At 57.7% G+C, this 22,436-nt stretch carries 18 protein-coding genes; 13 read left to right on the top strand and 5 right to left on the bottom strand.

The window, feature by feature from the left end:
* The first annotated feature begins 29 nt into the window (after positions 1-29).
* Both ABUK12_RS13665 and ABUK12_RS13660 read left to right on the top strand, forming a co-directional pair.
* Positions 30-2,009 carry a YjhG/YagF family D-xylonate dehydratase gene (locus ABUK12_RS13665; protein WP_410012371.1) on the top strand — a complete coding sequence of 660 codons (1,980 nt, stop codon included), beginning with the start codon at positions 30-32 and terminating at the stop codon, positions 2,007-2,009.
* 232 nt (positions 2,010-2,241) lie between these two features.
* Positions 2,242-3,588, top strand: a complete 1,347-nt coding sequence (locus ABUK12_RS13660; RefSeq protein ID WP_410012370.1) for a GntP family permease — start codon at positions 2,242-2,244, stop codon at positions 3,586-3,588.
* A 59-nt stretch (positions 3,589-3,647) separates the two neighbouring features.
* Here ABUK12_RS13660 and ABUK12_RS13655 read toward each other — a convergent pair whose 3' ends face one another.
* On the bottom strand, positions 3,648-4,412 hold the full coding sequence (locus ABUK12_RS13655; RefSeq protein ID WP_410012369.1) for an IclR family transcriptional regulator: 765 nt from the start codon (positions 4,410-4,412) through the stop codon (positions 3,648-3,650).
* Positions 4,413-4,915: 503 nt separating this feature from the next.
* On the opposite strand from ABUK12_RS13655, the gene ABUK12_RS13650 reads away from it, so the two are divergent.
* Positions 4,916-6,013: a hypothetical protein gene (locus ABUK12_RS13650; protein WP_410012368.1), complete on the top strand. Its 1,098-nt coding sequence runs from the start codon at positions 4,916-4,918 to the stop codon at positions 6,011-6,013.
* A gap of 1 nt (position 6,014) precedes the next feature.
* Here ABUK12_RS13650 and ABUK12_RS13645 read toward each other — a convergent pair whose 3' ends face one another.
* Positions 6,015-6,971 carry a sugar-binding transcriptional regulator gene (locus ABUK12_RS13645; RefSeq protein WP_410012367.1) on the bottom strand — a complete coding sequence of 319 codons (957 nt, stop codon included), beginning with the start codon at positions 6,969-6,971 and terminating at the stop codon, positions 6,015-6,017.
* 186 nt (positions 6,972-7,157) lie between these two features.
* On the opposite strand from ABUK12_RS13645, the gene dalD reads away from it, so the two are divergent.
* The 5 genes from dalD to ABUK12_RS13620 all read left to right on the top strand — a co-directional run bounded on the left by dalD (position 7,158) and on the right by ABUK12_RS13620 (position 13,677).
* Positions 7,158-8,558 carry a D-arabinitol 4-dehydrogenase gene (gene dalD, locus ABUK12_RS13640; protein WP_410012366.1) on the top strand — a complete coding sequence of 467 codons (1,401 nt, stop codon included), beginning with the start codon at positions 7,158-7,160 and terminating at the stop codon, positions 8,556-8,558.
* 31 nt (positions 8,559-8,589) lie between these two features.
* Entirely contained in the window at positions 8,590-10,059 is a 1,470-nt protein-coding gene (xylB, locus tag ABUK12_RS13635; RefSeq protein ID WP_410012365.1) for a xylulokinase, read from the top strand.
* Between the two features lie 118 nt (positions 10,060-10,177).
* Positions 10,178-11,137 (top strand): substrate-binding domain-containing protein, encoded by a 960-nt coding sequence (locus ABUK12_RS13630; RefSeq protein WP_331122048.1) that lies wholly within the window; start codon positions 10,178-10,180, stop codon positions 11,135-11,137.
* A 46-nt stretch (positions 11,138-11,183) separates the two neighbouring features.
* Positions 11,184-12,683: a sugar ABC transporter ATP-binding protein gene (locus ABUK12_RS13625; protein WP_410012364.1), complete on the top strand. Its 1,500-nt coding sequence runs from the start codon at positions 11,184-11,186 to the stop codon at positions 12,681-12,683.
* Positions 12,684-12,738: 55 nt separating this feature from the next.
* Entirely contained in the window at positions 12,739-13,677 is a 939-nt protein-coding gene (locus tag ABUK12_RS13620; protein WP_410016644.1) for an ABC transporter permease, read from the top strand.
* A 116-nt stretch (positions 13,678-13,793) separates the two neighbouring features.
* On the opposite strand, the gene ABUK12_RS13615 is transcribed toward ABUK12_RS13620, so the two are convergent.
* From ABUK12_RS13615 to ABUK12_RS13605, 3 genes are read right to left on the bottom strand one after another with little or no spacing between them, the layout of a single operon-like run.
* The gene (locus ABUK12_RS13615; protein WP_410012363.1) at positions 13,794-15,308 is read right to left on the bottom strand and encodes an FGGY-family carbohydrate kinase; all 1,515 of its coding nucleotides are present in this window, start codon (positions 15,306-15,308) and stop codon (positions 13,794-13,796) included.
* 38 nt (positions 15,309-15,346) lie between these two features.
* Positions 15,347-16,147, bottom strand: coding sequence for a BtpA/SgcQ family protein (locus ABUK12_RS13610; RefSeq protein WP_410012362.1), 801 nt, complete (start codon positions 16,145-16,147; stop codon positions 15,347-15,349).
* A gap of 49 nt (positions 16,148-16,196) precedes the next feature.
* Entirely contained in the window at positions 16,197-17,048 is an 852-nt protein-coding gene (locus ABUK12_RS13605; RefSeq protein WP_410012361.1) for a DeoR/GlpR family DNA-binding transcription regulator, read from the bottom strand.
* A gap of 155 nt (positions 17,049-17,203) precedes the next feature.
* Between ABUK12_RS13605 and ABUK12_RS13600 the strand changes: the two genes are divergently transcribed.
* The 5 genes from ABUK12_RS13600 to ABUK12_RS13580 all read left to right on the top strand — a co-directional run bounded on the left by ABUK12_RS13600 (position 17,204) and on the right by ABUK12_RS13580 (position 22,393).
* The gene (locus tag ABUK12_RS13600) at positions 17,204-18,004 is read left to right on the top strand and encodes an SDR family NAD(P)-dependent oxidoreductase (protein ID WP_410012360.1); all 801 of its coding nucleotides are present in this window, start codon (positions 17,204-17,206) and stop codon (positions 18,002-18,004) included.
* Between the two features lie 150 nt (positions 18,005-18,154).
* A complete protein-coding gene (locus tag ABUK12_RS13595; RefSeq protein WP_410012359.1) occupies positions 18,155-19,279 on the top strand; it encodes an ABC transporter ATP-binding protein in 1,125 nt (374 codons plus the stop codon).
* A 19-nt stretch (positions 19,280-19,298) separates the two neighbouring features.
* A complete protein-coding gene (locus ABUK12_RS13590; protein WP_410012358.1) occupies positions 19,299-20,099 on the top strand; it encodes a carbohydrate ABC transporter permease in 801 nt (266 codons plus the stop codon).
* 128 nt (positions 20,100-20,227) lie between these two features.
* Complete coding sequence (locus tag ABUK12_RS13585) at positions 20,228-21,460, top strand: ABC transporter substrate-binding protein (protein WP_410012357.1); 1,233 nt, start codon at positions 20,228-20,230, stop codon at positions 21,458-21,460.
* A 9-nt stretch (positions 21,461-21,469) separates the two neighbouring features.
* Positions 21,470-22,393 carry a carbohydrate ABC transporter permease gene (locus ABUK12_RS13580; protein ID WP_410012356.1) on the top strand — a complete coding sequence of 308 codons (924 nt, stop codon included), beginning with the start codon at positions 21,470-21,472 and terminating at the stop codon, positions 22,391-22,393.
* The last annotated feature ends 43 nt before the right edge of the window (positions 22,394-22,436 follow it).

The raw sequence follows: 22,436 nt of genomic DNA, 5'->3' as shown, positions 1-22,436 counted from the left end.
TGAAGTCATAGCAGCAGGTGAGTAATATTATGTCTATCAATACTATTTTCACTGATGTCGATGCGTCGATATATGATATCCAGACGCACGCGGAAGGGCCCAGGGGGTCGCTGCCGCTGACGCCGGAAATGCTGATGGATTCCCCCAGCGGCAACATTTTCGGCCTGACCCTGAATGCCGGCATGGGCTGGGATCCTAATAAGCTATTGGGTACCGAAGTACTGATCCTGGGTACCCAGGGCGGGATTCGCGATCATGACGGCGCGCCCATCGCCCTGGGTTACCATACCGGCCACTGGGAAATCGGCCTGCAAATGAAAGCCGCGGCGGAGGAAATCAGCCGGCACGGCGGCGTTCCTTTCGCCGGTTACGTCAGCGACCCTTGTGACGGACGCTCGCAGGGCACCACCGGCATGTTTGATTCCTTGCCCTATCGCAACGACGCGGCCGTGGTATTCCGGCGCCTGATCCGCTCCCTGCCGACGCGCAAGGCGGTCATAGGCGTGGCGACCTGCGACAAAGGGCTGCCGGCGATGATGATCGCCCTGGCGGCGATGCACGACCTGCCGACGATTATCGTGCCCGGCGGCGCGACGCTGCCGCCCACCCAGGGTGAGGATGCGGGCAAGGTGCAAACCATCGGCGCCCGTTTCGCCAACCATGAGCTTACCCTTGAGGAAGCGGCGGAGCTGGGTTGCCGGGCCTGCGCATCACCCGGCGGCGGCTGCCAGTTCCTCGGCACCGCCGGCACTTCCCAGGTGGTGGCGGAAGGGCTGGGCCTGGCATTGCCGCATTCGGCGCTGGCGCCGTCCGGCCAGGCCGTCTGGTTTGAAATTGCCCGCCAATCGGCCCGCGCCGCGCTGGTGATGGGGCGCAAGGGACTCGCCACCAAGGATATCATCACCGATAAAGCCATAGAAAACGCCATGGTCATCCATGCGGCTTTTGGCGGTTCGACCAACCTGCTGCTGCATATTCCCGCCATCGCGCACGCCGCCGGATGCCATATCCCCACCGTGGACGAATGGGCGGCGATAAACCGCCGCGTGCCCAGGCTGGTGAGCGTGTTGCCCAACGGCCCGGTATATCACCCCACGGTAAGGGCGTTCCTCGCCGGCGGCGTTCCCGAGGTGATGCTGCATCTGCGCCGGCTGGGTTTGCTGCATGAGGATGCGCTGACCGTGACCGGCGAAACCCTGGGCGCCAATCTGGACTGGTGGGAGGCGTCGCCGCGGCGCGCACTGTTCCGCGAACGTTTACAACAGCTTGACGGCGTGCATCCGGATGAGGTAATCATGTCGCCGCGCCAGGCAAAGGAACGCGGCCTGACCTCGACCATTACCTTCCCCACCGGTAATATCGCCCCCGAGGGGGCGGTCATCAAATCTACCGCCATCGACCCCTCGGTGGTCGGCGCCGACGGCGTTTACCGCCATACCGGCAAAGCCCGGGTATTTACCGCCGAGTCCGACGCCATCAAGGCCATCAAGCAGGGTCATATCCACGCCGGCGACATGATGGTGGTGATCGGCGGCGGCCCGTCGGGCACCGGCATGGAGGAGACCTATCAGTTAACCTCCGCGTTAAAGCACCTCTCCTACGGCAAGCATGTTTCCCTGCTGACGGATGCGCGTTTCTCCGGGGTATCTACCGGCGCCTGCGTCGGTCATATCGGGCCCGAAGCGCTGGTGGGCGGCCCGATAGGCAAACTGCGCGACGGCGATATCATTGAAATGATCGTCGACCGCGACCGGCTGGTGGGATCGATTAATTTTATCGGCACCGATTCCGCCGCGCTGTCCCCCGGCGAAGGCGCCGCGGTATTGGCGCAGCGTCCCAGCCACCCCGGGCTGCGCCCGCATCCCCAATTGCCCGACGACACCCGGCTCTGGGCGGCGCTCCAGGCGGTCAGCGGCGGAACCTGGCGCGGCTGCGTCTACGACGCGGACCGTATTATCGCGGTGCTCGATGCGGGCGTGAAAGCCCTGGCGGAAAAAACGCATAATTAAATTACTATTCAGATCTATAACGACGAAGCTATTAATAGCTCACTGATATGAAGTGGCAATCTTATTAACAGGATTGCCACCTCTTTTTTCATATTGTTGTCATGATAGAACATATCTCTGCGCTGACTATAGCTCCAGTGATAATAACCGCAGCCTTATTTCTCTATATAAGGTTGGCGAAAGCGTGTGTCTTTTTTATTAATTGATAACACAATAAAACCGGAGTGAGAGAATGCCTTTAATTATTGTTTCTTTGGGAATAGTAACCCTCTTATTTTTAATCATGAAGTGTAAGCTTAATACTTTTGTTTCGCTGATTATTGTTTCATTCGGCGTGGCGTTGGCATTGGGCATACCGCTGAATAACGTGGTGAAATCCATCGAAGGCGGCCTGGGCGGCACGCTCGGTCATATCGCGCTGATATTCGGTATCGGCGCCATGCTGGGACGCCTTATTGCCGATGCCGGCGGCGCCCAGCGCATCGCCATTACCCTTATCGGCAAATTTGGCGAGAAAAATATCGAATGGGCGGTGGTGGTCGCGTCTTTTATCGTTGGCATCGCGCTGTTTTTTGAAGTGGGCCTGGTCTTGCTGATCCCGATAATCTTCACCATCGCCAAACAGCTGAAGGTGTCAATCCTGCATCTGGGGATTCCCATGGCCTCGGCGCTGCTGGTGACCCACGGCTTTTTACCGCCGCATCCGGGGCCGACGATGATCGCCGGGGAATATGGCGCCGATATCGGTTCAGTGCTGCTGTACGGCATTATTGTCGGCACGCCGACGGTGATCCTGGCCGGTCCGGTTTATAATAAACTGGCCAAAAAAATCGTGCCTGAGGGGTTTAACAAAATCGGCAATATCGATTCCCTTGGCGAATCAAAGCTGTTCAGGCTTGAGGATACCCCCGGTTTCGCCATCAGTATGCTGACCGCCATGCTGCCGGTGATATTGATGTCGTTAGCGACCATTATTACCATGATCCAGCAGGAAACGGGGCTGGCCGATAATACCGCGCTGGCCATTATCCGCCTGCTGGGCAACGCTTCTGTCGCCATGCTGCTTTCCCTGCTGTTCGCCATCTACAGCATGGGGCTGGCGCGCGATATCCCCATCAAAAACCTTATGGCCTCCTGTGGCTCGGCGGTGACCAGCATCGGCATGATGCTGCTGATTATCGGCGGCGGCGGGGCGTTTAAACAGGTGCTGATCGATGGCGGCGTCGGGCACTATGTGGCCGATTTATTCACCGGCACCGCCGCCTCGCCGATTATCCTGGCCTGGGTGGTCGCCGCGATCCTGCGTATTTCGCTGGGTTCCTCCACCGTGGCCGCTATCTCGACGGCGGGGCTGGTCATACCCACCCTGGCGCACAGCGATGCCAACCTGGCGCTGGTGACGCTGGCCACCGGCGCCGGCAGCGCCATCGCCTCGCATGTCAACGACGCCGGTTTTTGGATGATCAAGGAATACTTCGGCCTGACCATGAAAGAGACATTCGCCACCTGGACGGTACTGTCCACCATAGTCTCGGTGGCCGGGTTGGGGTTTATCTTATTACTGAGCCTGGTGGTATAACTCCCGGCGAGTGATGAATGACGATCTTGATGCCGGGAGCGCGGTAACCCTTGTCGCCGTCAGTTCCCGGCCGTATATCCTAATTGCTGTGATAATTCCTGCCCGGCCTGTTTTAATAATTGGATATAGTCATCGAATTCGTTATCGCTGACGCGGGAAATTAAGGTCGAGATACTGATGGCGGCGATAACCTTGCGTTCAACATTCCATATCGGCACGGAAATACATCTTACCCCCTGTTCATTTTCCTGGTTATCGAGGGCATATCCCCGGCTGCGCACCTCGGCCAGTTCCGCTAAAAACCGGCCTTCATCGGTAATGGATTGCGGCGTTTGCCGGGTATAGTCGTAATTCTCCAGCAACGCCTGGATATCCGCCGGTTTAAGAAAGGATAACAGCACTTTGCCGATGGCTGTGGCATGTACCGGCAGCCTGCGCCCGATGCGGGAATAAGAAATTACCGCCATCTTCCCTTCCACTTTATCGATATACACGCCTTCTTTGCCGTCAAGAATACCCAAATGCGTGGTCTGGCCGGTTTTAATCGATAATTCAAGCAGGAAACTTCTGGCTTTTTGCCGGATATCAATGGAATTGACCACCAGGTTTCCCCGTTCGACCAATTTCATGCCCAGACGGTATTTGCCGTTTTCATGATTTTGATCGATATAACCCTGCACCTGCAGGGTTTTAAGCAAGGAGTGCAGGGTGCTTTTGTGCAGGCCCATTTTATTGCTGATTTCGGTGATTTTTAGTTCGGTGTCGTGTTCATCGAACAGGTCCAGAATATGCAGGGCTCGTTCAACGGATTGGATGATTGGCATGGCTGACCGCTTGGGAAAAGAATGATACATGTTATGGGCTTGACGGTACTACGTCCGGTCGGGAAAATCAATTTAACCCCATCCGCCGCGCGGCGCGTCCGTTTATCGTCTTATGCGATCGCGAACACGGATTTTAAAAAAATAATTTCAAAATCATCTAAATTTGAAAGTTTTTTTGGCGGACGGTCGCTACCTTGTGGCGGTAAATCAGGGGAGAATTCGTTATGACGACAAACATCACTAACAACTCTTTTTACCGTCCCGAGGATAATAATGCGTTCAACACAGGCGTGAACAGAATGTCGGGCGCGCTGCGGTTAGATGATCGCAGCGAAGGAGCGTATGAACAGCCGGGTGTGCCGCAACATATCATCAAAGTCAGTAACCGGCCGGCGGGAAGCCCGTTAGCACCAAACGGCCATCGTGCGTCTGGATTCCTTCCTTTGCCGGTTCAGCCTATCAATCCGGGTGTTGCGGCAGCGCGCGCCGCGGCGGGTTCTTCCATGGCGGTAGCCCCCGGCGCCGCACACAAGACCACCGCTATAAAGGCCATACCCGCTAACGCCGAAACCACGGCAAGCCAGCGCATTAAGATGTTCATTAAGTCGTTATTTACGGCTAAAAATATTAACAAGGCCATCAGAGTGGTGGGCGTAGCCATGACCGCTGCCGCGCTATTCTCCGCCGTGGCGACCTTAGTCGGTGTGGCGGGGGGACCTTTGCTTATCGTCGTCGCGGTAGGTTTTGCCATTGGCGCGCTGGTGAGTTTAACGGCCAAGGGTTTATCCCGCGCTTTCGCCAAGGCTGCGGTTCATGTGGTCAAAAATAAATCCGCCGAAACCCAGGCCAAAACCGGCGGCGCGGTGGCTCTGATGTCGGCGTTTGGCCACAATGCCAGCACCCGTGGAATGCAAACCGCCGCCTACGTTGGCGGCATAGCCGGTTATTGCTGCGCCACAATCGGGAAACCTGAACTGACCAAGGTTTTGTTGGCGCCCATTGGCAAAGCCGTTGGCGTAATGGATACGATGATGTGTGGAACGGCTAATGTGGCTAAACAATGGGGCGCGGCCGTAGGCACCGCCGTGGCGGGCTGTTTGGCATGGTACAGTAATTTGGCGGAGCACGAACTTGGCAAAGTTGCCGATGGCGCCGCGTCTGGCAGCCAAACCGGGGCGTCAGTTGGCCGTTTAATCGATGATTTTATTTTTTCTCCCCTCGGGCTGGGTTTGATTCGCAATATACAAAATCAGTATATCAACACCGCTAAATCCTGGTATTTATTACCCTGGACATCGGAAGAACCCGCGGCCGGTCCCGCGGAATGGCTGGCGGCGATATCCGGGGGCACCCTGGGCGGCGTGACGCAGGTGGCCGATATTTACACCGGGGGGGAAATAACCCGCATAGGCCAGGCGGCCGATACCGCCCGGCGCACCGTATCCTTTGGCAAACTGCTGCGCGCGGCGGGTAATGCGCGGGATATACGGCCCGGCGGGACCCTCAACGCCTTGCATACCGCCTGGCAAACCGTTTCCTTCGGCAAGATGGTAAGCGCGGTAGGTAATTATTTCGAACTGCGTATTCCGCATCCGGCCTGAATCACGCCTCGGCGGCGGCCAGCAGTTTTACGGCGGTATCCTCATCCGTTACCAGGCCGTTAATCCAGCCGCCGCTGAGCACCGCCTGGATAGCCTGGAACTTTTCCCGGCCGCCGGCAAAGGCGATCACCGGTTTTTCGGGGCGTGTCTGGATAGCGACGCTGGTCAGGCGATCGTCCATTTCGCTTGCCACCCGCTGGCCGTTTGCGCCGATAAAATGGCCGACGATTTCCGCCACTACGCCCGCCTGCGTCAGCCGGTTGACTTCGTCGGTGGTGATAAAACCATCCTTATGCAACGGGCAAAGGTAGTTCATCTGGCCGATGCCGATAAAGGTGACATCCGCCTGCGCCGCCTTATCGGTCACCATGCGGTAGATACGGTGATTACACCACAGCTCTTTATCCGTCAGGTTATCGGCGAACAGCGGCGCCGGCAGGATAAAATATTTACCCTGGGTTTTTTCCGCCATCCATAACGGCACATCGTAACGGGTACAGGAGCCGTCGGAGGCGATGGCGCCGATAAGCGATACGCAGCTATGCTGCGGGCGATCGATGGGCGCCATTTCGTTAATGGTGGCGCGCAGCGCCCGGCCGGAGCCGACGGCGATGGTCCTGGGCTGCGGCTGATCGAGAAACTGCATCATCACCTCCGCGCCGGCCACCGCGATCATGCTGTTAATACTGCCGGTATCCATGCCTCCCGACGGCACCACCAGGCATACCGACAGGCCAAAACACCGGGCCAGCCGTTGGGAAAGCGCCGTGCATTCAGCCACCGGATGGGTGATATTCACCCTGACCAGGCCATTTTCCGACGCCAGCGCCACCAGGCGCTGCGCCGCCTGGCGCGACACCCCCAGCACATCGGCGATTTCATGCTGTGTTTTGCCCGCCACGTAATACATCCAGGCGGCCCGGGCGGCCTGATCCAATTTCCTGTCGATTTTACCCATTGATCATACTCAGCTTTTAGCAGTGGTGGAACTATACCCATCATTTATGGAGGGCGTAAATCGATCATGTGCGAACTGTGAGCTAAAGCTCATTTGATGGGCTATTATTCGATTAAGCTCTCCATCTAGGCAATTACTCATTTTGTGAGCTTATGCTCATCTCCCTTTCGCGAGGTACTATACATTATGACCACTTCACAACACTTTACCTGGATGCACATCGGCGCCGGTTCTTTCCACCGCGCGCACCAAGCCTGGTATCTGCACCGTCTGCTGATGCAGGGCGACGGACGCTGGTCGATTGCGCTGGGTAATATCCGCGACGACGCCAACCCACTGCTGGATATCCTGGCGGCACAGAAAGGGGAATATGCACTGGAAACCGTGACGCCCGCCGGGGAGCGCAGCTATGAAAAAATCACCTCCATCCGCAAAATCATCCCCTGGGACGAGCAACTGTCGGCGCTGGTCGGGCAGGGCGCGAGCGCCGATACCCGGGTTATCTCCTTTACCGTGACCGAAGGCGGTTATTACCTGGATACCCATTTTAAACTCGACCAATCCAACGCGGATCTGCAGGCCGACCTGAAGGGCGGCGCGCGCACGATTTACGGCACCATCGCGCGCATCCTGCAAACCCGCCGCAGCCAGGACACCGGCGGCGTCACCCTGCTCAGCTGCGACAATGTGCGCCATAACGGCGAACGGTTCCGTGACGGCCTGACCGAATTCCTGACCCTGCGCGGCGAGCAGGATCTGCTGGCCTGGTTCCAGGCCAATACTACCACGCCGAACACTATGGTTGATCGCATCACGCCCCGTCCGTCCGCTGATATTGCCGGCCGGGTCAAGGAAAATCTGGGCATGGACGACCGCGCGCCGGTGATGGGCGAGTCTTTCATCCAATGGGTGGTGGAAGACCATTTTATCGCCGGACGTCCGGCGCTGGAAAATGTCGGCGTCGAAATGGTGGATTCCGTGGTGCCTTATGAAGAAGCGAAAATCCGCATCCTCAACGCCAGCCACAGCTGCATTGCCTGGGCGGGCACGCTTATCGGCCAGTCTTATATCCATGAAAGTACCGGCACCGCGGATATCCGCCGCATGGCCTACGACTATGTCACTCAGGACGTGATCCCCTCGCTGACGCCAAGCCCGCTGGACCTGGCGCAATACCGCGATGTGGTGCTGGACCGCTTTAGCAATCCGTATATCCGCGACACCAATCAACGGGTCGCCGCCGATGGCTTCTCCAAGATCCCGGGCATGATCACCCCGACCCTGATTGAATGTTACCGCCGGGGACAGCCGCCCAAGGCCACGGCCGTGCTGCCGGCGCTGTTTTTTATCTTCATGCGCCGCTGGCATGACGGCGAACTGCCTTACGACTACCAGGACGGCATCCTGGACGCGGCGGCCACCCACGCCATGTTCAGCGCGGCCGACCCCGTCGCGCTCTTTGCCCGCGACGCCAAACTGTTCGGGCCGCTGGCCACCGACCAGGATTTTGAAAAATTACTGCGCGAGACCATCACCCGGCTTGACGCCTGGGCGCTGGCCAAGGCCCCGAAGGTCGCCGCTCAGTAACCGCATCAGCCAATAACGAAGGGGAGCGAATATGTATCTCGGTCTTGATTTAGGCACCTCGGAAATCAAAGTAGTGATTATCGATGACAAGGGACAACTGGTCGCCAGTGAAGGCGAACCGCTGACGGTGCAGCGCCCGCATCCGCAGTGGTCCGAGCAGGATCCCGCGCAGTGGTGGGCGGCCACCAACCGCGCCGTCGGCCGCCTGCGCGCGCGGCATACCGATCTTTGGGCTGGGATTCGCGCCATCGGCCTTTCCGGCCAGATGCATGGCGCGGTATTGCTCGACGCCCGGGATAACGTGCTGCGCCCGGCCATTCTGTGGAATGACACCCGCAGCGCGCAGGAGTGCGAACAGCTTACCCGGCTGGCGCCGGAGCTGCATCAAATAGCCGGTAACCTGGCGATGCCGGGGTTTACCGCGCCTAAGCTGCTGTGGGTGGCGAAACATGAGCCGGAGATCTTTGCCCGCGTCAAGACCGTACTGTTACCCAAAGATTACCTGCGCCTGATGATGAGCGGTGAAAAAGTGTCGGATATGTCCGACGCGGCGGGCACGCTGTGGCTGGATGTGGCGAAACGCGACTGGTCGGATTCCTTGCTCGGCGCCTGCGGCCTGACCCGGGATCATATGCCGGCGCTGGTGGAAGGCTCCGCGCCGTCCGCCACCCTGAAGGTGGATGTCGCCCGGGAATGGGGTCTGCCGCCATCGGTGGTGATAGCCGGCGGCGGCGGCGACAATGCGGCCAGCGCCGTGGGCATCGGCGCGGTGAATACCGGCGATGCGTTTATCTCACTCGGCACCTCCGGGGTGATCTTTGCCGTTAACGAATGTTTCCGCCCCAACCCGCAGTCGGCGGTGCATGCGTTTTGCCATGCCCTGCCGGGCCGCTGGCATCAGATGAGCGTCATGCTCACCGCCGCCAGCGCGCTGCGGTGGTTATGCCAGATTCTGCATACCGACGAACCCACCCTGCTGGCGGAGGTGGCCGCGCTGAGTCTTGAGGAACAGCGGCGGGCGCCGATATTCCTGCCTTATCTTTCCGGCGAGCGTACCCCGCATAACGATCCCGTCGCCAGCGGGTCGTTCCATGGCTTGACGCATTCCACGGAGCGCGCGTCGCTGGGCTACGCGGTGCTGGAAGGCGTGGCGTTCGGTCTCGACGATGGCCTGGCGGTCATGAAACAGGCCGGCAGCCATATCGAACAATTTTCGCTGATCGGCGGCGGCGCCCGCAGCCCGTGGTGGGCGCAGCTGATAGCCGACGTGGTGGCCGTCCCGGTGGTAACCCATCGCGACGGCGCGGCCGGCGGCGCGCTTGGCGCGGCCAGGCTGGGCTGGCTGGCGGCGGGCGGCAACGAGGCGGACGTGTGCCGCAAACCGGCAATCCATACCCGTTTCACCGCCGGGACCGACCGCACCGAACAGCTGCAACACCGATTGGCGCTCTACCGGCTGTTCTATCGCCAGCAGGTGGACGCCAGGAAACTGGCGCTATGATCCCGGCCCGCCGGATCGGGCGCCGTATCCGGCGGGCCACCCCCATTCACGCACGCTGAACAGAACAATAAAGACGTTACCTCTACCCTAACGTAAACAAACAGAAGGAAGGATATCGATGAAAAAAGTATTAGCGGGTCTGTTGCTGGCCGTGGCCTCGGTGGCGATATCGGCCCATGCCGAAGATAAAATCAAAGTCGGTTTTGCCAACCGAACCCTCAATGGTGCCTTTTTCAACGGCCTGACAGAGTATATGAAAATCCATGCCAAGGAACGGGGCTATGATTTGATCACCACCGATGCGCGCGGGGATTTGAACAAGCAGATCTCCGATGTCGAGGATATGATTTCCCAAGGCATTAATTATCTGGTGCTCAATCCGCAGGATCCCGAAGCCGGCATGCGTATTACGCAAATCGCTAAACGCGCGGGTATTCCTACCGTTATCCTCGACAGCGATATTTCACTGGATGCGCCGGTGATCACCCGCGTGCAGGCCAATAACGCCAAGAACAATATCGCCATTGGCGAATTCGCGGTCGATCAGTTTGGCAATAAGCCGATGAACTGCGTCATTATCAGCGGCAACCAGGGCAACCTGGTGGGTGAAGCCAGGCGCACCAATTTTATTCGCGGCGTGATGGAAGCGCAACTGCGTAAATATAACCAAACCAACCTGACCATCGTCAGCCAGGGCTGGGGCAACTGGGATCAACAGGGCGGCCTGAAAGCCATGGAAGACATCATTGTCGCCCAGGGCAATAAGATCAACTGCGTCTACAGCGAAATGGACGATATGGCCCTGGGCGCCATTTTGTCGCTAAAAGGCGCCAATAAACTCCAGGACGTAAAAGTGTTTGCCCACGACGGCTATAAAAAAGGCCTGGAAGCCATTGAACGCGGCGACCTGCAGGCGACGGCGGCCAATAACCCCAATACGCTGACCAATACCGTGCTGGATGTTATCGCCAAATACCAGGCGGGCAATAAAGACTTCCCGGATTATGTTTACACCCCCACCGTGCTCATTACCAAAGATAACGTGAAACAAGTCTACGATGCTAAATCGCTTTTCTAACGTCTTCCCCCCCTTGCCACAAGGGGGGCTGATATGAGGTATGTTCATGGACCAGTATGCAGTCGTTATCGAAAAGGTTAAAAAAAGCTTTGGCGGAGTCCATGCGCTAAAGAGTATTGATTTGAAGGTGAAGAAAGGAAGCATCCACGCCATCGTCGGTGAAAACGGCGCGGGTAAATCGACGCTGATGAAAATCCTCTCCGGTATCTATATCAAGGATAGCGGCACCATCTATATCAACGGTAAAGAGGTGCATTTCACCACGCCAAAACAAAGCCGGGAAAATAATATCGGCATTATCTACCAGGAACTGGCTTTGGCGCCGGATCTGACCGTGGCGGAAAATATTTTCCTCGGCGACCTGGGGTTCGGTGGCCAACTGGTGAACTGGAAAAAAATGAACCAGAAAGCCGGCCGGGTATTATCCAACCTGGGTTTCCATATACCGCCCACCGCGCGCCTGGGCACGCTGAGCGTCGCCTACCAGCAGATGGTGGAAATTGCCAAATCGCTGGCCAGGGACGTCAAGATATTGATTCTTGATGAACCCTCGGCGGTATTATCGAACCGGGAAATCGATATTTTATTCAGCCAGCTGAAATTACTGAAAGGGCAGGGGGTCACCATTTTGTATATCTCCCATCGCCTGGATGAAATATTCGCCATCGCCGACGCCATTACGGTTATCAAGGATGGCGAGACGGTGACCGATCTGGACCCCAAGACCTGCACGGAAGACGACATTATTTCCAGCATGGTGGGGCGTAAATTTGAAAACCTGTATCCGACCAAAAATATTCCCCAGGACGAAACGGTGCTGGAGGTGTACGGCATGTCCACCAAATCGCTGTTAAAGGATATCAGCCTGACCGCCAGGAAAGGGGAAATCGTCGGGCTGGCGGGATTGGTCGGATCCGGGCGCACGGAAATTTCCCGCTGCCTGTTCGGCCTGGACCGCATGACCAAGGGCCGGATTGTTAAAAACGGCAAGGACATCACCATTCGCCACCCGGCCGACGCCATGCGCCAGGGCATCGGCCTGGTGCCGGAAAGCCGCAAAGAGCAGGGCGCGATTTTAACCCGTCCTATTCGGGAAAATATGACGTTATCCAGTCTGAAACGCGTTTGTTATAGGTTTGGCATTATTAATTATCGCAGTGAGCGGGCGTTCAGCGAACAGTCGCGGCAACGGCTGGCGATCAAGCTGGGCTCCGTCGAGGACCCCATATCCAGCCTGAGCGGCGGCAATCAGCAAAAGGTGGTTATCGCCAAATGGCTGGCCACGGAATGCGATCTGCTGATCCTGGATGAGCCCACGCGCGGCGTCGACGTCGGCGCCAAGGTGGAAATTTACAACGTCATCCATGAACTGGCCGAGAAAGGCTACGCCATTATCGTTATCTCGTCGGAAATGATCGAGGTTATCTCCCTCTCCCACCGGGTGTATGTGATGAGCGAGGGATCGATAACCAAAGAGTTGCAGGGCTCCCAGATTACCGAGGAAAACATCATGAGATTCGCCATACCTAAACGTGCTTTAGTGTAGATGAGGAAAAATTATGGAAACGGTAAACAATCCCACTAAAACGACGGGCTTTGCCATGCGAGCCAAAGTGCTGAAATTTTTCGCCAACAACTCCACGTTACTGGTATTTTTCGTGATGTTGATTGTGGCCAATTTTTTATCCGATCGCTTCTATAGCCCGGAAAATATTACCAATGTGCTAAGGCAAAGCGTGCCGCTGGGCCTGGCGGCCATCGGCATGCTGTTTGTTATCCTCACCGGCGGCATTGATTTATCGGTGGGGTCGATCATGGCCCTGGTGTCGGTGGCCGTCGCGCTGCTGATCCCGGAAATCGGCGTGATGCCGGCCATCGTGGCGGGCGCGGGCATCGCCACGCTGGTGGGGGCCGCCGCCGGCTGCCTGGTGACCTTTTTTAATATCGCCCCCTTTATCGCCACGCTCGCCATGATGACCATTGCGCGCGGCCTGGCGCTGATTGCCGCCAAGGGGCAGCCGATTTTCATCGACGATGTGTCTTATGTGAATTTCGGCACCGGCTATTTATTGGGACTGCCCCTGCCGGTCTATGTCTTTATCGCATTTGCCATCATTGCCCATTTTGTCTATCAGTACACCGTGTTCGGCCGGTTGGTGATTTCCATCGGGTCCAACGAAACGGCCACCCGTTTCGCCGGTGTGCGGGTCGACTGGTATAAGTTTGCCGTCTATGCCCTAAGCGGACTGGCCTGCGGCCTGGCGGGCGTGCTGGCCTCCACCCGTACCGGCGTCGGATCGCCGGTGATGTCCATCGGCTTCGAGCTGGATGTGATCGCGGCGGTGGTGGTGGGCGGCGCCAGCCTGGCGGGTGGCCGCGGCACGGTGGTCAATACCATTATCGGCGTGCTGATTCTCAGTATCATCTCCAATCTGATGAATTTAATGAATATCTCCGGCTATAACCAACAGGTGGTCAAAGGCGCCATCATTATCATCGCGGTGATGCTGGAAAGCTTTAAATCCCGGGCGCGGGCGTAAAGCCACTTCGGCGGGAAGAGCGGCCAAACCGATCGGGGCATGTGGTTTTGGTGGGCAAACCAGCGCTGGGTGCGGGCGTATGCAACGAGTGTGCATACGCCCGTTTTCGCCTAAAATTAACGCGTCTGCGCAGCGTCGGTCAAGGGGCGGCACTGCTGATAAAGCTGGCGAAAACGCGGGTACAGTTGGTGGTAAAAATCCCGTGTCGCGGCACTGGGCCGGATGACCTCGCCGAAACGCACAAACCGGCTGGCGCCGTTCCAGTCGTCGCTTAGACCCGCTCCAATGGCGGCGGTCCAGGCGGCGCCCAGGCAAGAGCCGGGATGTCCCTCCAGGCGCTGCAACGGCTCACCGAGCACGTCGGCGACAATTTGCATCCACAACCGGCTGCCGGAACCGCCGTCGGAAACGATATAACGACGGGTGGGATACCCGATATCATGTAGCGTGTCGATATGGTGCCTGATGGCAAAGGCGTAGGCTTCCAATAACGCGCGCCAGATATGACCCGCGTCGTGGGACAGCGTCAGGCCGAACAATACGCCGCGCGCCGCCGGATCGTGCAGCGGCGTCTTTTCGCCCAGGAAATAGGGCAGGCATATCACCCCGCCGGCCCCCGGCGGTTTCTGTTGCGCCAGGCTATCGATATATTGATGCAGTGAAAGGCCGGCCTGCGCCGCCGCCGGCCGGTGCTGGCCGGCAAAATTTTCCGCAAACCAGTTTAGTCCCGAGCCGCCGGTGGACATACAGCCGTTCGGCATATACATACCCGGCACCAGATGATAATCAAGAAAAAGGCGCGCATCTGGATTGACCGTGGCGGTGGCGGTCAATATATCCACCGACCCGCCGAATTTCAGCAACACGTCGCCCTCCCGGGTGACGCCTGCGCCCAGCGCGGAGGCAATAAAATCCGCCGCGCCGCCGATAACCGGCGTGCCCGCCGCCAGGCCGGTGAACTTAGTCGCCGCCGGCGATACCCTGCCCAGGATGTCATGGGATCGTACCAGGCGCGGCACCGCCAATCTTGGCAGATGGGCCAGGGCAATCTGTTCGTCGTCAAGCCTATGGGAGGCGATATCGATAAAACCCGCTTCCAGCGCCCAGTTCTGCTCGATGGCCTTTTCGCCGGTCAGCCGCCAGTTGATGAAGTCATAGGCGCCGAATACCGTGGCGATCCTTTGATAGATCGCGGGTTCATGGCGTTCGATCCAGCGGATCTTGGCGGCGACCAACTGCTGGTTGATGCCGTTGCCGCTACGGCGGATAAACGCTTGCTCATCCTGTTCGGCGCGAAGTTCGGCCACTTCCCTACCGCAACGGCCGTCGCTTTGCTGGATGCTGGGGCGCAATAGCCGATCCTCTCCATCCAGTAGCACCACGGCCGGTAACATGCCGGTGATGCCGATGCAGGCGATATCGGTGTTGGTTATGCCGCTACTCTCCAGCAGCTCGCGGCAAATTTCGCCGACGTTGCGCCACCATTGTTCAGGATCCTCCTCGGCCCATCCCGGCTGCGGCGAGGAGAGCCGCACCGGACGGGAAACCAAGCCCAATACGTCATCCGGGAGCCGGATCAGCATGCCGATGGTGGACGTGGTGCCTATATCAATACCCAGTAAGCAGTTCATGCGCCCTCCCGTCAGGCCGCCGTCGCGATGTCAGTTCATTAACGCAGGCTTTCCACCACATCCATAAAGCGCTTGACCCGATCACCGTCCACCGCGTTCCAGGTATAGCCGTCCACCTTGAAATGCGTGCCAATAACCACGCCGCTGGCCATGCTTAACACGTCGCGCACGTTATCGATGGTGGTGCCGGTGTTGGCGAATACCGGCACGTCGGAAACTGCTTCGCAGACTTTACGCAGATGGGATTTATCCGCCGCCTCGCCGGTTATCTGGCCGGAGACCAGAATGGCGTCGGCCAGAGAGGAGAATACCGCGCTGCGCGCGCGCAGCTCAATCGGCCGGCAGTCCAGGGAATGGGCGAATTCGGCGTTGATATTGAACAGCAGTTTCATATCGTCCCGGCCCAGATTATGGCGCAACCGGGATGCGGTGGCGCAGTCGGGCTGCCAGATGCCCATGTCGGAGGCGAACACGCCGGTAAAAATTTCCCGCACAAAACTGGCGCCGGTGACGGCGCCGATAGCGACGCTGGCATTCGGATCCCACAGGTAGTTGACGCCGAAGGGTACCCTAAGCGCCGGTTTAATGGCCTGCACCACCGCCGACATGGCGGCGACGCCTTCCAATGCCGCGTTAAACACATAAGGCCGATCATTTTCGTTGCCGAACATGATGGCGTCCACGCCGCCCGCCTGTAGCTTTTCCACATCGGCCAGCACATCGGCGATCAGTTTATCAATGCCGCCGCCGGCATCGTAGAGCGGGGACCCCGGCAGCGCGCCGATATGCGCCATGGCTATAACCGCTTTGGCTTTATTACCAAAAAAATCAAAAATCATAGGACACTCCAGACGATGTTATCGGGGACCGGTATCCCCGGGCCACATATCAGCAGCCTGCCGACAAAGGCGGAGCGATGACCACCTTAATCCTGGCTGCCTCGAGCGCCAGGGCAATTGCCGGTGGCGGCGAGCTCTCGGTAATCAGCATGTCCACACCCTCCAGCGGGGCGATGTTCACCAGCGACATGCGTTGGAATTTGGATGAATCGCACAGCACCACGGTATAACCCGATCGGTTTAGGTAAAGCCGTTTCAGGTCCACATCCTCAAAGGAGTAGTCATAAATGCCGTCGGCGGTAATGCCGGAAACACCGATAAAGGCGACATCAAACCACAGCTGTTCAAACTGGGCGATGGCGGCCGGGCCGCCCATGGCCATTTCATCGCCGCGCATATGCCCGCCCGCGAGATAAATATCCGGCGCCCCGCTGCTCATACGGTGGGCAATGCGCACGCTGTTGGTGAAAATTTTCATCCGCTGGCGCTCCAGTAGTCTTTCCGCCACCAAATAGGTGGTGGTGCCGACATCCAGCGCCACGGTGCGGTAACCGCAGGCGATATCCGCCGCCATCGCCGCAATGCGGGCCTTTGCCTCGCAATGCTTTACCAGGCGGGCGTCAAAACTGGGCTCTTCGCGATCTATCGCCACCGGCGTAATGTGGTCCGGCAGCACCGCCCCGCCGTGGATCCGCACCAGTTTCCCTTCCGACTCCAGCTCGAGGAGATCGCGTCTGATGGTCATATCTGAAACGTCCAATTCGGCGGCGATGCCGGTAACCGAAACGGATCCCTGCTGCGCCAAGGTCTCGATGATATGTAAATGGCGGTCTTGTGCCAGAAGCCTGGGGCGTTCCGGTTTCGCGTCATAGGCCGAAAACTGTTCTTTATTGGTGTTCATTCCGACATCCATTGCAGCTTAATGTTTAGGTTTGTCTGTCATCAAACAATAATTCACATAATACGGAGAATTATTTTTTTATCAAACATGTTTATGTTTTGATTTGTTCGATATTTTGTTGTAGATAATAGTGGATAACGTAGAGGAGCAGCAACATGAGCTATGATATTGCCAGTCCCTATCAGTATCACGATCTGGCCGGAAAGGCCGCGGTAGTCACGGGCGGCGCCACCGGTATCGGCCGGGCCATCGCCGCCGCGCTGGCCGCGCAGCGTGTGCGCGTCGCCATTGGTGATATCGATGAGGTAAAGGCGAAACGCACCGCCGAGGAATTAGGCGGCGAGACGTTTGGTTTTCATCTTGACGTATGCTCCCGCGCATCGGTCACCGCCGGGTTTGCCCGGGTAAATGAGGTTTTTGGCGGTTTTGAGATTTTAGCGGCCAACGCCGGGGTTTCTACGATGCAGCATGCGTTAAAACTCACCGATGACGAATGGGATTTTAATTTTGACGTCAATGCGCGCGGGGTGTTTCTGACCAATCAGATCGCCGCCCGCCAGTTTGTCGGCCAGGGCCGGGGGGTGATAGTCAATACCGCTTCCCTGGCGGCGAAAGTTGGCGCGCCGCTTCTGGCGCACTACTCCGCCAGTAAATTCGCGGTACTGGGCTGGACCCAGGCGCTGGCCCGTGAACTGGCGGTACATGGCATTAGGGTGAATGCCGTGTGCCCCGGATTTGTTAAAACGGGGATGCAGTCGCGAGAGGTGGAATGGGAAGCGGAGCTGCGTTCCGTCGAGCCGGAACGGGTCATCGCCGATTATATCGCGCAGACGCCGTTGGGACGTCTGGAAACCCCCGATGATGTCGCCGATGTGGTGGCGTTTTTGTGCTCGGACGCCGCCCGCTTTATGACCGGTCAGGGTGTTAATGTCACCGGTGGCGTTTATACCGGCTGATAAATACAACAAAAAGAAACATTCTAATCAGATGCGGACAACACTTCTGCGGGATCTGATAGGCAACCGGCGAAAGCGCGCCACCGGTAAAAGCAATCGTTTGCCCCAATGATGGTCGGTTTTGCGTTAACGTCAAAGAGAGGGAATACCATGGCTTCTATTGAACTGCGGCGGGTTTCCAAGATCTATCAAAACAATCAGTACAGCGTACGTGACGTCGACCTGAAGATTCGGGATGGTGAGTTTGTGATCTTTCTCGGCCCCTCCGGCTGCGGCAAATCCACGACGCTGCGCATGATTGCCGGCCTGGAAAGCATTACCTCCGGAGAACTGCGCATCAATGACCAAAATGTTAACCATGTGGCGCCCCGCGATCGCAATATTGCCGTGGTATTTCAAAGTTACGCGCTCTACCCCCATATGACGGTGGCGGAAAACATGGGTTTCGGTTTGAAAATGCGCGGCACCGCGACCGGCGTTATCCGGCAAAAGGTCGCCGAAACCGCCGCCATGCTGGGACTGGACCAACTTCTGCATCGCAAACCGGGCGCCCTGTCCGGCGGCCAGCGGCAGCGGGTGGCGCTGGGGCGCGCTATCGTGCGGGAACCGCAGGCTTTTCTGCTGGATGAGCCCTTATCCAACCTGGATACGCAACTGCGCGCCGAAATGCGCACCGAACTGATAAAACTGCACCGCAGGTTGGGTAAAACGATGGTGTATGTCACCCACGACCAGATAGAGGCGATGACCATGGGTGATCGCATCTGCATCATGCGCGACGGATACCTGGTACAGAGCGGCACGCCGTTGGAGGTTTACGCCAACCCGGCCAATACCTTTGTGGCGCGTTTTCTTTCCTCACCGCCCATCAACCTGATCCCCTGCGTGGTGCGCGCGTGGGCCAAGGGAGTATCTCTTGAGCTGAACGCCACCTGCCGCCTGCGGGTGGCGGATTACGCGCGGGGGGATTACCGGCACTATGACGGACAGCCTGTGATCCTGGGAATCCGCCCGGAAGATTTCCATGCGCGGCAGCTTAACGCCAACTGGCAGCCGGTGATGTTAAAGGTGACGGCTGTGGAAGCCCTGGGGGCGGAGAACATCGTCATCGGCACCATTGCCGATGTCCGGTTCGTGGTGCGGCTTGACCGGCATACTCTGCCGTCGCCCGGGAGTACCATCACCCTCTATATGGACCCCGACCCACTGCATTTATTTGACAGCCTGACGGGGGATGTCCTGCCGCGCCGGGCCTCCCCTCCACTCGCCAGCTAGGCTACACCGAGGGCATGGTATGTTACGCAAAATTGCACTGCATCTTGGGCTGATACTTTCCTGCCTGCTGGTGATACTGCCGCCGTTATGGGCGCTGCGCACGAGTCTGGTACCCGAGCCTATGGCCTACAGCGCCGATTTGTTCCCAGGCTGGTCATGGGAAAATTACCAGGGACTGCTTGAGAAAAACAATTTTCTGGTTCATTACCGCAACAGTCTGATTGTCTCGATATGTTCGGTGATTCTGGCGATGCCGTTTGCCGCCGCCACCGGTTATGCGTTTGCCCGTTTCAGGACCGGCGGACGGGCGGCGCGCTTTATTATGCTCGCAACCCAAATGCTGCCGGCGGTGGCGCTGGTATTGCCGGCGTTTGCCCTATTGCGCACGCTCGGGCTGACCAACTCGCTGGTCGGGTTGACGCTGGTGTACGCCGCGCTGAACCTGCCGTTCCTGACCTGGATCCTGATGGGTTTTTTCGAGGGTATACCAGTCGACCTGGAATGGGCGGCCATGACCGACGGCGCCACCGCCTGGGGCGCCTTCCGCCACGTGGTGCTGCCGGTTTCGCTGCCGGGCCTGGCCGCCGCCGCGGTGCTGGGGTTTATTCTTTCGTGGAACGAGTTTCTATTCGCCCTGGTGCTGAGCGGGCCGCAAACCTCGACTATTCCGGTGGCGCTGGCCGCGTTGCAAACGTCCAACGGCGTACAGATTGGCAAAGTGTCGGCGGGGGTGGTAATGGCCATTTTACCGCTGATTATCGCATCGCATTTTATCCAGCGTTTTATCGTCAAGGGCCTGACGTTCGGTAGCGTTAAATAATATAAGCGTTTAATAGTTAAAACCTCACGGCCCATTGTTCTTTTTCACCAGAGAAAATCATCAATCCGACGAAACAGGAGCCGGTCATGTTAATAAAGACAAAAATATTATTCTTATCAGGTTTGGTTATGTTGTCCACCGTTATGGCAGCGCAGGCAAAAGAGGTGGTATTGCGCGCCCTGATGGAAGATGTCCCTGAGACTCATATTATCGAGCAAATGCTGCCGCAATTCGAAAAAGAGAGCGGTATCAAGGTTGAGTTTGAAAAGATCGGCTACGGCGATATGCATGATAAGCTGGTAGCACAATTAATTGCTCCACAAAGTTATTACAATTTGCTGGAAGTGGATTTTCTATGGGCCGGTGAATTTCCCGCCGCGCAATGGCTAACCAATCTCACCCCGCTCATTAAAAAAGATAATTTTGATACGTCGGCGTTTATCCCATCCACCGTTTCACTGCTCAACCACGACAAAGATAAATTATTTATTTTGCCGATGTATAACTATTCCATGGGGCTGATATATCGCACTGATATTCTGGCGGATAAAACGCTACAGCAGCAATACCAGGCCAGCGCCAATAAGGCGTTGGTGCCACCGCAAACGCTTCAAGACTATGTCGCGTTAATTAAATATATTAAAGAAAAACAGGGTATTGCCGGGGCGGCCATGCAGGGGCAACGCGGGGATCCCAACAGCATGGAATTCTCCAACTATCTGTTTGCCGCCGGCGGCGATTACCTGGACCAGGATAATAAGGTGGTGCTCAATAGCCCGGCGGGTAAAAAGGCCCTGGCCTTATATGTCGATGCCATCCAGCATGGGGCCCAAGCTGGCGCGCTGTCCGCCACCCTCGACGATACCATGCGTTTGATGTGCGGCGGCAAGGCCTTCAGCATGATCACCTACTGGTGGATGCTGCCGCAACTGGACAACCAGCAGGCATGCCCGGCCGTGGCGGGTAAACTGGCGCTGACGACGATGCCGGGCGGCCATGGTGAAAGCGGCGGCTGGGGATGGGGCATTCCACATAATGTTTCACCTGAAGAAAAACAGGCCGCCTGGACCTTTATCCAATGGGTGCAAAGTAAAAAAACCGAAACCGAGCGCGCGCTGCAGGGCCATGCGCCGGTGCGCGCCGATGTCTACCAAGACCCGGCGGTGCTGGCTAAATTCCCCTATTACCAAACCGCGCAGCAGGTGGTCGCCAGCGGCAAATCTTTCCCTATCTTCACCTATTCCGCCCAGTATGAGGATGTGCTCGGCACCCAACTTTCCCAAGTGGCCGGCGGCAGCGGCACCGTTGACGGGGCGCTGGCGGAATCCGCCGCCCAGCTTGAAAAGCTGATGAAGAAGTAGAAGTCATTGATGATGCTATCTAAAACCTCCGCAGCTTCCCTGCGACAGACAAAACCCGACCGCGTCGGGTTTGACCGGTTTCGCCTGACCGGCTGGGCGTTTGCCTCACCGGGTTTGACCGCATTGGCTATCGTGCTGGGTTTCCCTGTGCTGTATGCCGTCGCCCTGGCTTTCTCTTCCTTTACCCTGATGCGGCCTGCCCTGGCGCCGTTTGCCGGCATCGACAACTTTGTCGCCGTGCTGAACGATGGGGCATTTTGGGCGGCTGCCTGGTTGACTATTAAATATTCGCTGATTACCGTCACCGGCGAGTTTTTGGCGGGGCTGGGCATTGCTCTGATGCTTAACCGGGTGGTCAGGACCCGGCCGCTTTATTTCGCGTTGCTGACCATCCCGATGGCGATGTCGCCGGTATGCGTTGCGCTGATTTGGCGTATGTTGCTGCAGCCCAACCTGGGTATTATCAACCATGTGTTCGAGTCCTGGGGACTACCGCGCATGGACTGGTTGGGCAATCCGACCCTGGCGTTCTGGAGCATGGCGTTTATTGATGTCTGGCAGCAAATGTCTTTTGTGGTGCTGATCCTGGCGGCCGGTCTTGCCGCGCTGCCACGTGAACCTTACGAGGCCGCCGAAATGGACGGCGCCAGGCAATGGCAGCAATTTTGGTATATTACCTTGCCGATGCTGCGCCCGGTGGCGGCCATCGCCGTGGTCATCCAGCTGATTAACGAGCTGCGAACCTATGATTTGCCTTATGTGCTGACCCGCGGCGGCCCCGGTACCGCCACCGAGGTACTGAGTTTTTTTGCCTACCGTCGGGCCTTCCTCGGCCTGTCGATTAACGAAGGCTCGGCCGCCGCACTGGTATTGCTGCTCATTGTGCTCGCCATGACGGTCATCTTTTTCGCCATGCTGGAGCGGCGTCGTTAATCGCCGGGGCAACCCGCTGTTCCTGATAACGTTACGCCAGCCC

This window comes from Sodalis sp. C49, assembly GCF_046352915.1.
Classification (GTDB): Bacteria; Pseudomonadota; Gammaproteobacteria; order Enterobacterales; family Enterobacteriaceae; genus Acerihabitans.
Note: the sequence above shows the minus strand (reverse complement) of the source record. Positions and strands in the feature narration are given on the sequence as shown.

Excerpts from the sequence above, each read along its gene's own strand:
- ABUK12_RS13665 (WP_410012371.1), top strand. The coding sequence starts at position 30 with ATGTCTATCAATACTATTTTCACTGATGTCGATGCGTCGATATATGAT.
- ABUK12_RS13660 (WP_410012370.1), top strand. The coding sequence starts at position 2,242 with ATGCCTTTAATTATTGTTTCTTTGGGAATAGTAACCCTCTTATTTTTA.
- ABUK12_RS13655 (WP_410012369.1), bottom strand. The coding sequence starts at position 4,412 with ATGCCAATCATCCAATCCGTTGAACGAGCCCTGCATATTCTGGACCTG.
- ABUK12_RS13650 (WP_410012368.1), top strand. The coding sequence starts at position 4,916 with ATGGCGGTAGCCCCCGGCGCCGCACACAAGACCACCGCTATAAAGGCC.
- ABUK12_RS13645 (WP_410012367.1), bottom strand. The coding sequence starts at position 6,971 with ATGGGTAAAATCGACAGGAAATTGGATCAGGCCGCCCGGGCCGCCTGG.
- dalD (WP_410012366.1), top strand. The coding sequence starts at position 7,158 with ATGACCACTTCACAACACTTTACCTGGATGCACATCGGCGCCGGTTCT.
- xylB (WP_410012365.1), top strand. The coding sequence starts at position 8,590 with ATGTATCTCGGTCTTGATTTAGGCACCTCGGAAATCAAAGTAGTGATT.
- ABUK12_RS13630 (WP_331122048.1), top strand. The coding sequence starts at position 10,178 with ATGAAAAAAGTATTAGCGGGTCTGTTGCTGGCCGTGGCCTCGGTGGCG.
- ABUK12_RS13625 (WP_410012364.1), top strand. The coding sequence starts at position 11,184 with ATGGACCAGTATGCAGTCGTTATCGAAAAGGTTAAAAAAAGCTTTGGC.
- ABUK12_RS13620 (WP_410016644.1), top strand. The coding sequence starts at position 12,739 with ATGCGAGCCAAAGTGCTGAAATTTTTCGCCAACAACTCCACGTTACTG.
- ABUK12_RS13615 (WP_410012363.1), bottom strand. The coding sequence starts at position 15,308 with ATGAACTGCTTACTGGGTATTGATATAGGCACCACGTCCACCATCGGC.
- ABUK12_RS13610 (WP_410012362.1), bottom strand. The coding sequence starts at position 16,147 with ATGATTTTTGATTTTTTTGGTAATAAAGCCAAAGCGGTTATAGCCATG.
- ABUK12_RS13605 (WP_410012361.1), bottom strand. The coding sequence starts at position 17,048 with ATGAACACCAATAAAGAACAGTTTTCGGCCTATGACGCGAAACCGGAA.
- ABUK12_RS13600 (WP_410012360.1), top strand. The coding sequence starts at position 17,204 with ATGAGCTATGATATTGCCAGTCCCTATCAGTATCACGATCTGGCCGGA.
- ABUK12_RS13595 (WP_410012359.1), top strand. The coding sequence starts at position 18,155 with ATGGCTTCTATTGAACTGCGGCGGGTTTCCAAGATCTATCAAAACAAT.
- ABUK12_RS13590 (WP_410012358.1), top strand. The coding sequence starts at position 19,299 with ATGTTACGCAAAATTGCACTGCATCTTGGGCTGATACTTTCCTGCCTG.
- ABUK12_RS13585 (WP_410012357.1), top strand. The coding sequence starts at position 20,228 with ATGTTGTCCACCGTTATGGCAGCGCAGGCAAAAGAGGTGGTATTGCGC.
- ABUK12_RS13580 (WP_410012356.1), top strand. The coding sequence starts at position 21,470 with ATGATGCTATCTAAAACCTCCGCAGCTTCCCTGCGACAGACAAAACCC.